General features: G+C 46.9%; 14 protein-coding genes. 10 read left to right on the forward strand and 4 right to left on the reverse strand.

Annotation, left to right across the window (positions count from 1 at the left end; genetic code table 11):
- Positions 1 to 11: 11 nt before the first annotated feature.
- Positions 12 to 575, reverse strand: coding sequence for a manganese efflux pump MntP (locus WKT10_RS08950; protein WP_066543730.1), 564 nt, complete (start codon positions 573 to 575; stop codon positions 12 to 14).
- A 135-nt stretch (positions 576 to 710) separates the two neighbouring features.
- Here WKT10_RS08950 and WKT10_RS08955 point away from each other — a divergent pair, with 135 nt between their 5' ends.
- On the forward strand, positions 711 to 2,063 hold the full coding sequence (locus tag WKT10_RS08955) for an MATE family efflux transporter (protein WP_296037222.1): 1,353 nt from the start codon (positions 711 to 713) through the stop codon (positions 2,061 to 2,063).
- A gap of 805 nt (positions 2,064 to 2,868) precedes the next feature.
- Here WKT10_RS08955 and WKT10_RS08960 read toward each other — a convergent pair.
- Entirely contained in the window at positions 2,869 to 3,813 is a 945-nt protein-coding gene (locus WKT10_RS08960) for a radical SAM protein (protein WP_337932756.1), read from the reverse strand.
- Positions 3,810 to 5,048 carry a 6-phosphofructokinase gene (locus WKT10_RS08965; RefSeq protein WP_066543737.1) on the reverse strand — a complete coding sequence of 413 codons (1,239 nt, stop codon included), beginning with the start codon at positions 5,046 to 5,048 and terminating at the stop codon, positions 3,810 to 3,812. The genes WKT10_RS08960 and WKT10_RS08965 overlap by 4 nt, the downstream gene beginning before the upstream one ends.
- Before the next feature lie 252 nt (positions 5,049 to 5,300).
- Here WKT10_RS08965 and kduI point away from each other — a divergent pair, with 252 nt between their 5' ends.
- The 3 genes from kduI (at position 5,301) to WKT10_RS08980 (ending at position 7,801) form a co-directional block, all read left to right on the forward strand.
- The gene (gene kduI, locus WKT10_RS08970; protein ID WP_066543739.1) at positions 5,301 to 6,143 is read left to right on the forward strand and encodes a 5-dehydro-4-deoxy-D-glucuronate isomerase; all 843 of its coding nucleotides are present in this window, start codon (positions 5,301 to 5,303) and stop codon (positions 6,141 to 6,143) included.
- A 44-nt stretch (positions 6,144 to 6,187) separates the two neighbouring features.
- Complete coding sequence (locus WKT10_RS08975) at positions 6,188 to 6,994, forward strand: gluconate 5-dehydrogenase (protein WP_066543741.1); 807 nt, start codon at positions 6,188 to 6,190, stop codon at positions 6,992 to 6,994.
- 99 nt (positions 6,995 to 7,093) lie between these two features.
- Positions 7,094 to 7,801, forward strand: coding sequence for a GntR family transcriptional regulator (locus tag WKT10_RS08980; RefSeq protein ID WP_066543743.1), 708 nt, complete (start codon positions 7,094 to 7,096; stop codon positions 7,799 to 7,801).
- A 19-nt stretch (positions 7,802 to 7,820) separates the two neighbouring features.
- On the opposite strand, the gene WKT10_RS08985 is transcribed toward WKT10_RS08980, so the two are convergent.
- Positions 7,821 to 8,021, reverse strand: coding sequence for a hypothetical protein (locus tag WKT10_RS08985; protein ID WP_066543747.1), 201 nt, complete (start codon positions 8,019 to 8,021; stop codon positions 7,821 to 7,823).
- A gap of 175 nt (positions 8,022 to 8,196) precedes the next feature.
- Here WKT10_RS08985 and WKT10_RS08990 point away from each other — a divergent pair, with 175 nt between their 5' ends.
- The 6 genes from WKT10_RS08990 to WKT10_RS09015 all read left to right on the forward strand — a co-directional run bounded on the left by WKT10_RS08990 (position 8,197) and on the right by WKT10_RS09015 (position 13,753).
- Positions 8,197 to 8,415, forward strand: coding sequence for a helix-turn-helix domain-containing protein (locus WKT10_RS08990; RefSeq protein ID WP_066543748.1), 219 nt, complete (start codon positions 8,197 to 8,199; stop codon positions 8,413 to 8,415).
- 129 nt (positions 8,416 to 8,544) lie between these two features.
- On the forward strand, positions 8,545 to 9,984 hold the full coding sequence (locus tag WKT10_RS08995) for a sensor histidine kinase (RefSeq protein WP_340276764.1): 1,440 nt from the start codon (positions 8,545 to 8,547) through the stop codon (positions 9,982 to 9,984).
- Positions 9,985 to 10,049: 65 nt separating this feature from the next.
- Positions 10,050 to 10,820 carry a response regulator transcription factor gene (locus tag WKT10_RS09000; RefSeq protein WP_417045676.1) on the forward strand — a complete coding sequence of 257 codons (771 nt, stop codon included), beginning with the start codon at positions 10,050 to 10,052 and terminating at the stop codon, positions 10,818 to 10,820.
- A 74-nt stretch (positions 10,821 to 10,894) separates the two neighbouring features.
- Positions 10,895 to 11,944 (forward strand): TRAP transporter substrate-binding protein, encoded by a 1,050-nt coding sequence (locus tag WKT10_RS09005; protein ID WP_066543751.1) that lies wholly within the window; start codon positions 10,895 to 10,897, stop codon positions 11,942 to 11,944.
- A 1-nt stretch (position 11,945) separates the two neighbouring features.
- Positions 11,946 to 12,449: a TRAP transporter small permease gene (locus WKT10_RS09010; RefSeq protein WP_066543752.1), complete on the forward strand. Its 504-nt coding sequence runs from the start codon at positions 11,946 to 11,948 to the stop codon at positions 12,447 to 12,449.
- A complete protein-coding gene (locus WKT10_RS09015; RefSeq protein WP_337433187.1) occupies positions 12,446 to 13,753 on the forward strand; it encodes a TRAP transporter large permease in 1,308 nt (435 codons plus the stop codon). Before WKT10_RS09010 ends, WKT10_RS09015 begins: the two co-directional genes overlap by 4 nt.
- Positions 13,754 to 13,849 lie beyond the last annotated feature (96 nt).

Below are 13,849 nucleotides of genomic sequence, written 5' to 3' on the forward strand. Positions count from 1 at the left end.
GAATCTCTGTTTTATCCCAGAAAGCCCAGATGCTCCAAAAGGATTTTAAGCCCCATGAGGATCAGGATCAGGCCGCCGGCAAATTCGGCTTTTTTCTGATAACGGCAGCCAAATACATTTCCAATCTTAACACCTGCGGCAGACAGAAGGAAGGTAATGCTTCCGATAAAGAGTACGGCAGGCAGGATCCGGACCTGAAGGAAGGCAAAGGTTACGCCTACGGCCAGGGCATCAATGCTGGTTGCCACAGCCATCAGGGTCATGGTTTTTATATCCAGAGAGGGATCTGCTGCTTCTTCGCCGTTTTCAAAGGCTTCCTTTATCATATTTCCTCCGATAAGAGCCAGAAGCACAAAGGCGATCCAGTGGTCATAGGACTCGATGGTTCCGCTGAATTTGGAACCCAGCAGATATCCCAGAAAGGGCATAAGGCCCTGAAAGCCGCCAAAATAAAGTCCTACGATTCCGGCGTTTTTCCAGCTCATTTCCGGCATGGCAAGCCCCTTACAGACCGCTACGGCAAAGGCGTCCATAGACAGCCCAACTGCAATAATAAACAATTCCGTTAATGACATGATCATTTCCTCCCAAATGGCACAGTTTATGAAACAGTGTAGGAGAGGAACCGAAAAATGTCAAGAAAAATATAGGAGCTTGTAAAACGAATTTGCCTGTGCTAAAGTATAGCTGAAACGGAGGTAAATAGGATTATGAAAAAATCATATGAAATTGATATGTGCAATGGCCCGCTTTTAGGCAAGATCCTGCTGTTTTCCATTCCGCTGATGCTTTCCGGTATTTTACAGCTTTTGTTTAATGCGGCTGATATTATTGTAGTAGGAAGGTTTTCCGGAAGTACGGCGCTGGCGGCTGTGGGCTCTACCTCATCCCTGATCAATCTTCTGATCAACATTTTTGTAGGCTTGTCTGTAGGTGTAAATGTGCTGGTAGCCAGATATTATGGCGGACAGAAGGAAAGAGATGTTCAGGAAACCATACATACGGCGGTTTTGACGGCCATTTTAAGCGGACTGTTTCTGGTTGCGGTGGGAGAGCTTGCCGCAGGCCCCATGCTTCGGATCATGGGAACCCCGGAGGATGTGCTGGATCAATCTGTGCTCTATATGCGGATTTATTTCCTTGGAATGCCTGTTTTAATGCTTTATAACTTCGGCGCTGCGATCCTCAGAGCAGTAGGAGATACCAGGCGGCCTCTTTATTTCCTCTTTGCCGCCGGAGCGGTCAATGTGGTTTTGAATCTGTTCTTTGTAATAGGCCTTGGAATGGGAGTGGACGGAGTAGCCTGGGCTACTGTGATTTCTGAGCACATTTCCGCATTTCTTGTCTTTAAGAGCCTGATGGCGGAAGAGGGAATGATGAAGCTCCATCTAAAGAAACTTACCATTCATATGGATAAGCTGAAGCGGATTGTGAAGATCGGTCTTCCGGCCGGTATGCAGGGCGCGATCTTCTCTGTATCCAATGTGCTGATCCAGTCCTCTGTCAATTCCTTTGGTTCTGTGGCCATGGCAGGCAATACGGCTTCTGCAAATATCGAGGGCTTTGTCTATACGGCTATGAATGCGGTTTATCAGACCAGCTTAAGCTTTACCAGCCAGAATCTTGGCGGAGGAAAGTACAGCCGTATTAATAAGGTAAAAAATATCTGTCTGGCTGTTGTTACAGCAGTGGGGCTGGTTCTTGGCCTGGCAGCAGTAGGCGCGGGCACTCATCTTCTGGGAATTTATTCTTCAGACTCTGAGGTGCTTAAATACGGGATGCTCCGTCTGGAGATTATCTGTGGGACCTATTTTATCTGCGGGCTGATGGACTGTATGGTAGGAAGCTTGAGAGGATTGGGATACTCGGTGATTCCCATGATCGTCTCTCTTACCGGAGCATGTGGTTTTCGTATTCTCTGGATTTTTACAGTATTTGCCGTTTACCGTTCACTGGCAGTTCTTTATCTGTCATATCCGGTATCTTGGCTCATTACGGCAGCGGCTCACATGGTTACCTTTAAACTGATCCGCAGGAAATTCCCCAAAGAAGATATAAAATAATAAATATTCTGAAAATTATAAGTAAATACCTCAAATATAACAGGTAAATATTATATAAAAATATAAACAATTACAATAAATATACACAATTTATAAAAAGACAAAAAATAATTAAAAATTACAAAAAGAGTCTTGACAAATAGGGGCTCTTTTTGTATAATAAAGTCAACAAAAGAGAAGAGAACACGAGATACAAAAGAGAATAAGGAGTTGTAGACAGTCAACTCAATGTAATAAAATCTAAGCAAAGGAGGTACGGACCACCAGAAAGAGAATGTTCGTTTCATTTATAAGCTAAAGTGATTTAGTTATAGATGAAACAGGGAAAGCACTCTGTGAGAGTAACTGCTCATACATAGTACAGACAGATGAAACGGAAATTGATTTAAGAAACAAAAGAAAGTCCAATCGATTGGTAAAAGAATTGCAGTCTTAAAGAAACGAAAGAGAATGTCTGTAATAAAAGATAGGAACAAGCAGATGATCGTATTTTCAAAGTGATCCATAAGCGTATCAAAGGCAATAAATGCCCGGTCTGGTGAAAAGTATCATCAGGACGGAGAGAGATACCGGATCAAAGAAAGAAAAGCAAGGTGGAAAATAGATCCGAAGCAAGTGAATATACAAAAGAGAGCAGAAGAAAACCAGAGTGGATACAATTAAATATAGAGTCACAAAAGAAACAATTGTTTCGAAAGAGAGGCTTGGTCCAATGGACGAGATAGTTAAAAGACGGATATCGTAATCGAGAACGTGGTTAGTCAAAGATTCGATATCCGTCTTTTGTTGTATTTAATATAGGGGATCACAGACCTTTTAGATCAAAGGGCGGCGTATATTCTTCTTTTGCGCTGCTTTTTTCCTGTATAAATCCCTCAGTAAGTCCCAGAGAGAGCGCTGCATCCACTACCTTCTGGTATTCATAGGAGGTGATCCGACGATTGATATCCGGATGGTCGCAGCTATGGTAGAAGGGGGTGTACTGGCTTAAAAGGCTTAACAGGTACTGGCCTTTTGGAAGCTCTCTGCTGACCCATTCCATCAGGGCGATGGAATCATCCCTGTGTCCGGGGAGAACCATATGGCGCAGGATTACGCCTTTTTTCATAAGTAGGAAGGAAGGCTGGGAGGGCTCCTCAGGGGCGTGTTCCTCAAATACCGGAGCGCCTGTCTGAAGGATCATCTGATAGATAGCACGGGAAGCGGCTTCAAAGTAGTTCCCGCAGTTTGACAGACGGGCAGAAAGAGCGCTGTCATGGTACTTTAAATCAGGAAGCCAGATATCTACATAATCCTTTAAATATTCTACGATCTCAGGACGTTCATAGCCGCCGCAGTTATATACGATCGGGATCGAAAGGCGGGAGCGAACCTGATCCAGAGCAGGAAGGATTGAGGGGAGAAACTGAGTGGGGGTGACAAGATTGATATTATAGGCCCCCTGATCTTCCAGACGGAGAAAGATATCAGCCAACTCATTAGAAGTCAGCTCCTTTCCGAATTGTTCGCTGCTGATGGGATAATTCTGGCAGAAGCAGCATTTAAGGGTACATCCGGAAAAAAAGACGGTTCCGCTTCCGCCTCTGGCCCACTCCGGCCCGCTCAGACAGGGTTCTTCCCATTTATGGAGTGCTGCCCTGGCAGCCTTTAACTGATCGGTACATCCGCAGTAGCCGGTTTTGCGGCTGCGGTCAATGCGGCACATTCTGGGGCAGAGGGTACAGGATTCATAAGTGGGAAAACGGATCATGGCAAAAGCCCCTGCTCTTTGCGGTACAGATATCTTGGAAGTCCGTCCTCCAGAATATGCTGTGGCTGCCCCTGGATGAGCGGAAGAGCATAGGCGGTAAATTCCGGGCCGATATCGTTGTGATTGCCGGTGATCCAGTGAGGCGGGAAGGTCTTTTCCTTATTGCAGACATTGGAAACATCTGTAAGGCCGAAACGGATGGAATAATCCGCTCCTTCTTCGCGTTCAAAGGTGATCATCTTTGCGGTCACGCCCTCAAGTGCGGCACGGACTGCAAAGCGTCCGGCCTCGCTGGCTTCGTTAATGTCCGTAAGAGAGGAGATAAGGCTGCTGCAGCGCTGGTTTACATTTAATTCTACAGAGCGAACCTTGACTCCGAAACGGCCTCTGACATAGCTTTCGAGCAGCTTTCCGCAGCCTGTAAGCATCTTGTGGCCAAAGGTATCGACCTGAGCTTCAGTAGAGTATTCACATACCAGACGGCCGGAAGCATCGTGGATGCCTTCAGAAACACAGACAACCACAGCGGTGCTTTTCTTTAAAGCGCCTTCGATATCATTTAAAAACGCTTCCATATCAAAATCAGATTCCGGCAGATAGATGAGCAGGGGATTGTCGCCGGGAAACTTTCTTGCCAGGGCGCTGGCAGCAGTGACCCAGCCTGCATGACGGCCCATGAGTTCAATAATGGTGACAGCCGGCTGCTGATAGACAGAAGCATCCAGAACGATTTCACGGACAGTAGACGCTACATATCGGGCAGCGCTGCCGTAGCCGGGGGTGTGGTCGGTTACAGGAAGATCGTTGTCAATGGTTTTTGGAACGCCGATAAAAACGATATCCTCTTTTGCCATGGCAGCATATCTGGACAATTTGTCTGCGGTGTCCATGGAATCATTTCCGCCGATGTAGAATACAGCTCCGATATTCATGGCTTTAAATTTTTCAAATAACAAGGGGTATACGGAAGCATCCATATTTTCAGGAAGCTTATAGCGGCAGGAGCCCAGATATGCGGCGGGCGTCAGGCGCAGAAGTTCCAAATCCTCTTTGGAAAGCTCTGCGGAGAGATTTATGGTATGGCCGGACAGAAAGCCTTCGATGCCGTTTATCATGCCATAGACAGCTCCAATCTCATCCGGATGGGAAAGTCCTTCCTGGATCACGCCGTATAAGCTGGCGTTGATCACAGCTGTGGGACCGCCGGACTGGCCTACAAGTATATTTTTCTTCAAGGGAAAATCCTCCTCTCATGTATACAGTGATCGTCTGGACAGCTGCAGAAGAAGTCCAGATTCTTTTGTAAGTATATCTGATAAAAATGGGAAATGCAATCCGTTTGTGATATTGCATATAAAACCCGTATTTTTTTGTAACATATTTCCTATTGCATTTTAGGTAAAAAAATGATAGTCTGTATACAGGTAAAAAAGTTGTATACAAACTCAAAAAGTTAAATACAAATATTTTAAAGGAGGAATCGGAGAATGGATATTCGCTATTCTGCCAACCAGAGGGATGTAAAGCGCTACACAACAGAGGAATTAAGAAACGAATTCCTCATCACAGATCTGTACAAGGCTAATGAGGTAGTTGCCGTATACTCTCATGTAGACCGTATGGTTACTCTGGGATGTATGCCTACTACAGAGAAGGTTTCTATTGATAAGGGAATCGACTGCTGGAAGAACTTCGGCACCCATTACTTTTTAGAGCGCCGTGAGATCGGTATTTTTAATATCGGCGGCGAGGGAACCATCACAGCAGACGGCCAGACCTTTAAGATGGGATACAAGGACTGCCTGTACATTACAAAGGGCACAAAGGAAGTTTATTTTGAGAGCACCGACGCTGAGAAGCCTGCAAAGTTCTACATGGTCAGCGCACCGGCTCATACTTCCTACACAACTACCTTTATTCCGATTGAGAAGGCTGCAAAGAGACCCTGCGGCGAGGCAGAGACCTCCAATAAGCGTACCATCAATCAGTTCATCCATCCGGATGTACTTAAGACCTGCCAGCTGTCCATGGGCATGACCGTATTAGAGCCAGGCAGCGTATGGAACACCATGCCGTCTCATACACATGAGCGCCGTATGGAGATTTATATGTACTTTGAGGTTCCGGGCGACAACGTAGTATTCCATATGATGGGAGAACCCACTGAGACAAGACATATTGTCATGAAGAATGAGGAGGCTGTGATCAGCCCGTCCTGGAGCATCCACAGCGGCGCCGGCACTTCCAACTATACCTTTATCTGGGCTATGGGCGGAGAGAACATGGAGTTCGACGATATGGATACCATGATGCCAAACGAGATGATGTAAGTTCATCCGAACGATTCTGTTAAAAATATATGGAGGATAAAGAAATGGCTGATTATTTAAACAACTTTTCACTTGAAGGCAAGGTAGCCCTGGTAACAGGCGCTTCCTACGGCATCGGCTTTGCAATCGCAAAGGCAATGGCAGGCGCAGGCGCTACCATCGTTTTCAACGATATCAAGCAGGAACTGGTAGATAAGGGAATCGCAGCGTACAAGGAAGAGGGCATCGAGGCTCACGGCTATGTATGCGACGTAACCAATGAGGATGCAGTAAACGCGATGGTTGCTCAGATCGAGGCAGAGGTAGGCGTAGTTGATATCCTGGTAAATAACGCAGGAATCATCAAGAGAATCCCAATGTGCGAGATGAGTGCAGCTGAGTTCCGCCAGGTAATCGATGTTGACTTAAACGCTCCGTTTATTGTTTCCAAGGCTGTTATCCCAAGCATGATCAAGAAGGGCCACGGAAAGATCATCAACATCTGCTCCATGATGAGTGAGCTGGGCCGTGAGACCGTATCTGCTTATGCAGCAGCTAAGGGCGGCTTAAAGATGCTGACAAAGAACATTGCTTCTGAGTACGGTGAGTACAATATCCAGTGTAACGGTATCGGACCTGGCTATATCGCTACTCCCCAGACAGCTCCTCTGCGTGAGATCCAGCCAGACGGCTCCAGACATCCATTTGACCAGTTCATCGTTTCCAAGACTCCTGCAGGACGCTGGGGTGAGGCTGAGGATCTGGGCGGACCTGCAGTATTCCTGGCATCTGATGCTTCCAATTTTGTAAATGGTCTGGTACTGTATGTAGACGGCGGTATCCTGGCTTACATCGGCAAGCAGCCTAAGTAATCGATTACGCAATTAAACCAATAAAACCAATCAGGGCCCGTCATGCCATGACCGCATGGCGGGTCCTGATTCATCTGAGAAAAGGAACAGGGGTGCTGCATGGGAGAAGTGAATTTTAAAAACAGAGGGGAACTGGTTTTTGAAACCTTAAAGCGGGAGATACTGGATCTGAAGCTGAAACCAGGCTGCCTGATCAGCGAAAGTGATATCTGTGAGCGGTTTGGCGTGTCGCGGACTCCGGTGCGGGACGCCCTGCGTCTTTTGCAGGAACAGGGATTTGCGGAGACGATTCCCTATCGGGGAACGTATGTGACTCTTTTGAGCCTGGATAATATCAAGCAGATGATCTATATGAGGGTAGCGGTGGAAACCATGGTTTTAAGGGATTTTATGGAAATCCAGACGCCCATGGTGATGGAGGAAATCCGTCATGCCATTGCCGTTCAGAAGGCCTTGATCCAGACGCCGGGGTTTGAACCGGAACAGTTTTACCGCATGGACGCCCAGATGCACTCTCTCTGGTTCACAGCTGTAAAGCGACAGAAGCTCTGGGATATGCTCCAGGCCCAGCAGCTTCATTATACCCGGTTTCGTATGCTGGATTTTATTACAGAAACAGATTTTCCAAGGATTATCGGAGAGCATGAGCAGCTGTTTGAGCTGATCTGCAAAAAAGATCTTTCCGGCCTGGAACAGGTATTAAAAGATCACCTCTACTACAGTATGAAGCGGATGCGTCATTCTATAGAGGTGGATTATAAGGACTATTTTGAAGAAGAACCAGAAGAGAATCGGTTTGTCATTTAATGGCAGGCCGTTTTTTGTTTTATTTGTGGGGGGGAGTCATAAGATAGATCCGCTCTTCCGGATTTTCTTCCAGATATTCTTCCAGTTCCTCCGGTGACAGGCGGGACTGAACCTCTCTGAAAAATTCTTTTCCGCTCATGGAGGCAAAGCTTAGGAGCCGCTTTCTTACTTCCGGATCATCTGCCAGCAATTCCTTTTCCTTCTGTGTATAAATTCCCATATCCAATCCCTTCCTTTCCCGTCTCTTATTTTGACGCAAAACGGTTAGAATAGTCTGATAATTTCAGAATATGCATCTGTTTACCTATAGTATATTCGCTATTCCGAAGATATTCAATATGCAAATTCTAACTTATGCTTATTTCAGGTAAAATAAGCATAGGAGCAATAAAAATATGATCGACTATTCGCCTTTCTGGGAAACTCTGGAGGCGTCGGAGGAAAGCTGGTACACACTGACGAAGAAGCATAAAATTTCTGACAGTACTCTGCACCGGCTTAAGCATAATAAAGATGTGACCATGAAAACGATCAATGATCTCTGCAGGATTTTAAACTGCCGCATTGAGGATATCGCCAGGTATGTGCCCTCAGAGGAGGATCAGATTCTTTAGTAATGTTAAAAAGACATAAAAGGAACGGTCCGGGTCTGTTCAAAAGGATATAAGCTGTGATATACTATGTGGGCTTATAGGAGATTTTGTGGACAATCTTCTTAAAAGGAACGGATCCGGAGGAAATATATGGAAAAAAGTGGAGTTTCGCTGGAGAAAAAAGTAAAACGGATCGCTGTCTGTGCCGGGGCAGTGGTCTTTTTTTCGATTGGAGCCAATCTGGCAGTAAGCTGGTTCGGCCTTGGGAGCTTCGGAAGCATCCTGGAACAGAACGCCGGCAGTCTGGCCTTCTGGTCTGCGATGGAGGAGGAGCGCCTGGCCTTTGCGCGTTATGTGGGAACTGCCCTTCCGGAAGAGCGGGAGCGGTTTGAGCAGTCCAGAATGGAAACGCGCCGGCGGCTGGAAGAGCTTCCCGTTGATTACAGAGAAACGGGCTCTGAGCGGTATGCCCGTACCTGGTCCATCCGGAATATGTATGAAAATTACGAGACAGAGCTGGAAGTCCTTGAAGAAACAGACCGGGAGGATCCGGAATATGTGAACCGGCTGTATCGGATCTACCGGGTTCAAAATTATCTCAAGGATAAGGCCGGACAGCTGGAACAGATGACAATGGAGGACGGAAGCGAACGCTACGAGAAGCATCGTTTCCTTTTTTCAGTCCTTCCGGCTGCCAGTATCCTGTGGGGGATCGCTGCGCTGTGGATGGTTAAGCGGCTGAATGGCTCCGTACGCCGTAACATCGTAGAGCCAGTGGTAATGCTGGCCGGGCAGGCAGACCGTATCCGGAAAAATGATTTTTCAGGGCCTGAACTTACAGCTGAGGGAGAAGATGAGATCAGCCGTCTTATCCGTTCCTTTAATAAAATGAAGCAGGCGACAAGAGGATATATTGAGGCTTTAAAAGAAAAAAACGAAACAGAACGGCAGCTGGAGGCGGTCCGGCTGCAGCTTTTAAAAAATCAGATCAATCCCCATTTTCTTTTCAATACCTTAAATATGATCGCCGGAACGGCTCAGATCGAAGATGCGGCTGCCACGGAAAAGATGATACAGGCATTAAGCCGCCTGTTCCGCTACAATTTAAAATCAACTGCATCTGTGATGCCTCTGGAACGTGAGCTTAAGGTTGTTCAGGATTATATGTATCTGCAGCAGATGCGGTTTGGAAAGAGAGTGCAGTATGAGACAGGCTGTGACCCGGAAACAATGGAGATACTGGTTCCTTCCTTTATGCTCCAGCCTTTGGTGGAAAATGCAGTAAAGCATGGGATTTCTGCAAGAAGCAAAGGCGGAAGGATTGTGGTGCGGACCTGGAAACAGGGGCAGAGGCTGTGGATCTCGGTGGCGGATACGGGAGAAGGGATTGATGAGGACAAACTGGAAAAGATAAAAAGAGCCTTAAAGGAAGGAGATGGATCCGGCGTTGGGATTGGTCTGGGAAACATTGCCCGCCGGCTGAAGGCAATGTATGAGGATGGAGAAGTGAGGATCGAGAGCCGAAAGGGCTGCGCGACGGTGGTACAGCTGGCGTTTACACCGGAAAACTGTAAGGAGGATGAACCGTGATACAGAATGAGGATAAGAACGAGACGTACAAGGTGCTTTTGGCAGATGATGAGCAGATTGAACGTATGGCTCTTGCCAAACGACTGCATAAGCATTTTGGAGACAGCCTGGTCATCTGGCAGGCAGCAGACGGAAATGAGGCGGTCCGCCTGTGTTTTAAAGAACGGTGCCAGATCGTGATCATGGATATTTCCATGCCGGAATTAAACGGTGTGGAGGCGGCAGAACAGATCCGAAGGCTGGATGAGGACTGCGAGATCATTTTCCTTACCGCATATGACGAATTTTCCTATGCAAAGAGAGCCATTGCCATTCATGCGCTGGACTATCTTTTAAAGCCCTGTGAGGAAGAGGAGCTTACTGCGGTGATGGAGGAAGCCGTGGGGCGGATCCAAAAGAGGGAGCAGTTTGAAAAGCTGCATATGGAACAGGAGATGCCGGAAGAGACCGGGGCAGAGATGCCGGAGCCGGACTTAGAGGAGGAGCCGGACGAGCCTGACCGGCTTGGACAGGCGGCTGAAAAGATACGCCGGTATATACGGAAAAATTATATGAAGGATATTTCCATGCAGGATGCGGCACGGATGATGAATTATTCTGACGCCTATTTCTGCAAGCTGTTTAAACAGTGCTTTGACCAGAATTTTACCGCCTATCTGGCCCGCTTCAGGATCAATGAGGCCAGACGGCTTTTACAGGATAAAAATGCCAGCGTAAGAGAGGTCAGCATGCTGGTAGGGTATTATGACGCCAATTACTTTGCAAAGGTATTTAAAAGGATTGCAGGTATGAACCCTTCTGAATACAGAGACAGCTTTCACACAGACAGCGTATGACAAAATTTTCTCCCTCAATGTCAAAGATTTACGGTACAAAACAGAAAATCCTTTTTTTATAATTATTTAATAAAATGTGTATAAAGAAAGGAAGCAGTAAAGTGAGGAAGATGATGAAAAAGCTGACAGCGCTTGCTTTTGGGATAGCAGTGGCAGTCAGTCTGACAGGCTGCGGTTCTTTAACCGGCGGCAAGCGTATTATCCGCGTTTCCCATGCACAGTCAGAGACGCATCCGGAGCATCTGGGGCTTCTGGCATTTAAAGAGTATGTGGAAGAGAAGCTGGGAGACAAATATGAGGTCCAGATATTTCCAAATGAACTTTTAGGCTCAGCCCAGAAGGCCATTGAGCTGACACAGACGGGAGCCATTGACTTTGTAGTAGCCGGCACAGCGAATCTGGAGACCTTTGCTGACGTATATGAGATTTTCAGTATGCCGTATCTGTTTGACTCAGAGGAGGTATACAAATCCGTGATGCAGGATACGGAATACATGGAAAATGTCTATGCATCGACGGATGAAGCCGGTTTCCGCGTAGTAACCTGGTACAATGCAGGTACCCGTAATTTCTACGGAAAATCCCCGATACGGACGCCGGAGGATTTAAAGGGCAAAAAGATCCGCGTACAGCAGAGTCCTGCCAGCGTAGAGATGGTAAAGGCATTTGGAGCGGCAGCGGCGCCAATGGGATTTGGCGAGGTATATACGGCTATCCAGCAGGGTGTCATCGACGGTGCAGAGAATAACGAACTGGCTCTTACCAACAACAAGCACGGCGAAGTTGCAAAATATTATTCTTATAACAAGCATCAGATGGTGCCGGATATGCTGGTAGCCAATCTGAAGTTCTTAAACAGCTTAAGCCCTGAGGATTATCAGGTATTTAAAGAGGCGGCGGCTCTTTCCACGGAAGTAGAGATGGAAGAGTGGGACAAGAGTATAGAAGAGGCTAAAAAAATCGCCACAGATGAAATGGGCGTAGAGTTTATTGACGTGGATGTGGAAGCGTTTAAAGAAAAGGTTCTTCCTCTCCATGAGTCTATGCTTCAGGAAAATGAGAAGATCCGCGATCTCTATGACCATATTCAGGCTGCCAATGAAAAAGCAAAAGGAGGACAGTAGGATGGAGACCATGCACAAAGTAAAAGCAGGGATCATGCAGGTTCTGGGATTTGTAATCATCGCTCTGTTCGCCTTTATGACCCTGATCGGAACGTATCAGATCGTAACCCGTTATTTCTTTAACCGTCCAAGTACGGTATCAGAGGAGCTTTTAACCTACGCTTTTACCTGGATGGCCCTTCTGGCTTCCGCCTATGTGTTCGGAAAGAGAGACCATATGCGTATGGGCTTTCTGGCAGACAAGCTCATCGGAGCGCCCAGAAAATATCTGGAGATTACCATTGACCTTCTTACTTTTTTGTTAGCAGCGGTTGTGATGGTATACGGCGGTATTTCCATTACAAAGCTGACCATGATCCAAAAAACTGCTTCTTTGCAGGTGCCTATGGCCTATGTTTATGTGATCGTGCCTGTTACGGGAGTGCTGATCATGATTTTCAGCCTTATGAATGCCATAGACGTGGCTCATATGGAATTTAAGGAGAAGGGAGAGGTTCGGTTATGACGATTGCAGTTGCCTGCGGGCTGATTATTTTAGTGCTTCTTGTGATTATGCTCTTAGCTGGAGTACCAATCGCAGTAGCTCTGGCTGTTTCTTCCATCGGAGCGATCCTTCCGGTGCTTGATACCGGCGCATCCGTGCTTACGGGAGCACAGAGGATTTTTTCCGGTATTTCCGTATTCAGCCTTCTTGCCATTCCGTTTTTTATCCTGGCAGGAAACTTGATGAATAAGGGCGGTATTGCTATCCGTCTGATCAATTTTGCAAAATTATTTACAGGAAGTATTCCGGGAGCTCTGGCACACACCAACGCCGTTGCCAATATGCTTTTCGGTGCCATCTCAGGTTCCGGTACGGCGGCAGCTTCCGCCATGGGTTCGATCATCGGCCCTATCGAAGAGGAAGAAGGCTATGACAGGGATTTCTCAGCAGCGGCTAATATCGCTACCGCTCCTACCGGTCTTTTAATCCCTCCGAGCAACGTTATGATCACCTATTCACTTGTCAGCGGAGGAACCTCCGTAGCGGCTCTTTTCATGGCGGGCTATATTCCCGGGATCCTCTGGGGACTGGCATGTATGATCGTAATCTATATTTTTGCTAAAAAGAAGGGCTACCGCAGTACAAAGAAGTTTACAAACAGCGAGAAGCTTAAGGTATTTTTACAGGCCATCCCTTGTCTGTTTATGATCGTTGTGGTAATCGGCGGGATCATTTCCGGTATCTTTACCGCTACAGAAGGAAGCGTGGTGGCAGTTATATACAGCATGGTGTTGTCTGTATTCTTCTATAAGTCCATCAAACCCTCTGAGCTGCCGAAAATCTTCCTTGACAGCGCGGAGATGACTGGTATTATCATTTTTCTTATCGGCGTGTCAAGCATCATGAGCTGGGTTATGGCATTTACAGGCATTCCCACTGCTGTATCCGAGGCAATGCTGGGAATCAGCGACAACCGGTATGTGATCCTCGTTATCATCAATATCCTCCTTCTGATCGTGGGAACCTTTATGGATATGACGCCGGCCTGCCTGATCTTCACTCCTATTTTCCTGCCCATCTGCCAGACTCTGGGTATGAATACCATTCACTTTGGTATTATGATGATCTTTAACCTGTGTATCGGAACCATCACCCCGCCTGTGGGAACCACTCTGTTTGTGGGTGTAAAAGTGGGACAGACTAAGATTGAGCAGGTGATAAAGCCGCTTTTAGCTTACTTTGCGGCAATCTTCATTGTGCTGATGCTGGTATCCTATATTCCCGCCTTGTCCATGTGGCTGCCGGGACTTTTGGGATATGTATAAATGAAATGTGCGCTCCGCCGGGCTGGCGGGGCGTATTTTTTCGGAAACGGTATTGAAGACAGCGCTGGTTTCTGCTATAGTACACAATGGAATGAA

It is taken from the genome of Enterocloster sp. HCN-30185 (assembly GCF_037890305.1).
Classification (GTDB): Bacteria; Bacillota; Clostridia; order Lachnospirales; family Lachnospiraceae; genus Enterocloster.

Coding starts and splice junctions, on each gene's coding strand:
- WKT10_RS09015 (WP_337433187.1), top strand. CDS start 12,446: ATGACGATTGCAGTTGCCTGCGGGCTGATTATTTTAGTGCTTCTTGTG.
- WKT10_RS08995 (WP_340276764.1), top strand. CDS start 8,545: ATGGAAAAAAGTGGAGTTTCGCTGGAGAAAAAAGTAAAACGGATCGCT.
- WKT10_RS08955 (WP_296037222.1), top strand. CDS start 711: ATGAAAAAATCATATGAAATTGATATGTGCAATGGCCCGCTTTTAGGC.
- WKT10_RS09010 (WP_066543752.1), top strand. CDS start 11,946: ATGGAGACCATGCACAAAGTAAAAGCAGGGATCATGCAGGTTCTGGGA.
- WKT10_RS09000 (WP_417045676.1), top strand. CDS start 10,050: ATGGCTCTTGCCAAACGACTGCATAAGCATTTTGGAGACAGCCTGGTC.
- WKT10_RS08950 (WP_066543730.1), bottom strand. CDS start 575: ATGTCATTAACGGAATTGTTTATTATTGCAGTTGGGCTGTCTATGGAC.
- kduI (WP_066543739.1), top strand. CDS start 5,301: ATGGATATTCGCTATTCTGCCAACCAGAGGGATGTAAAGCGCTACACA.
- WKT10_RS08975 (WP_066543741.1), top strand. CDS start 6,188: ATGGCTGATTATTTAAACAACTTTTCACTTGAAGGCAAGGTAGCCCTG.
- WKT10_RS08960 (WP_337932756.1), bottom strand. CDS start 3,813: ATGATCCGTTTTCCCACTTATGAATCCTGTACCCTCTGCCCCAGAATG.
- WKT10_RS08990 (WP_066543748.1), top strand. CDS start 8,197: ATGATCGACTATTCGCCTTTCTGGGAAACTCTGGAGGCGTCGGAGGAA.
- WKT10_RS08980 (WP_066543743.1), top strand. CDS start 7,094: ATGGGAGAAGTGAATTTTAAAAACAGAGGGGAACTGGTTTTTGAAACC.
- WKT10_RS09005 (WP_066543751.1), top strand. CDS start 10,895: ATGTGTATAAAGAAAGGAAGCAGTAAAGTGAGGAAGATGATGAAAAAG.
- WKT10_RS08985 (WP_066543747.1), bottom strand. CDS start 8,021: ATGGGAATTTATACACAGAAGGAAAAGGAATTGCTGGCAGATGATCCG.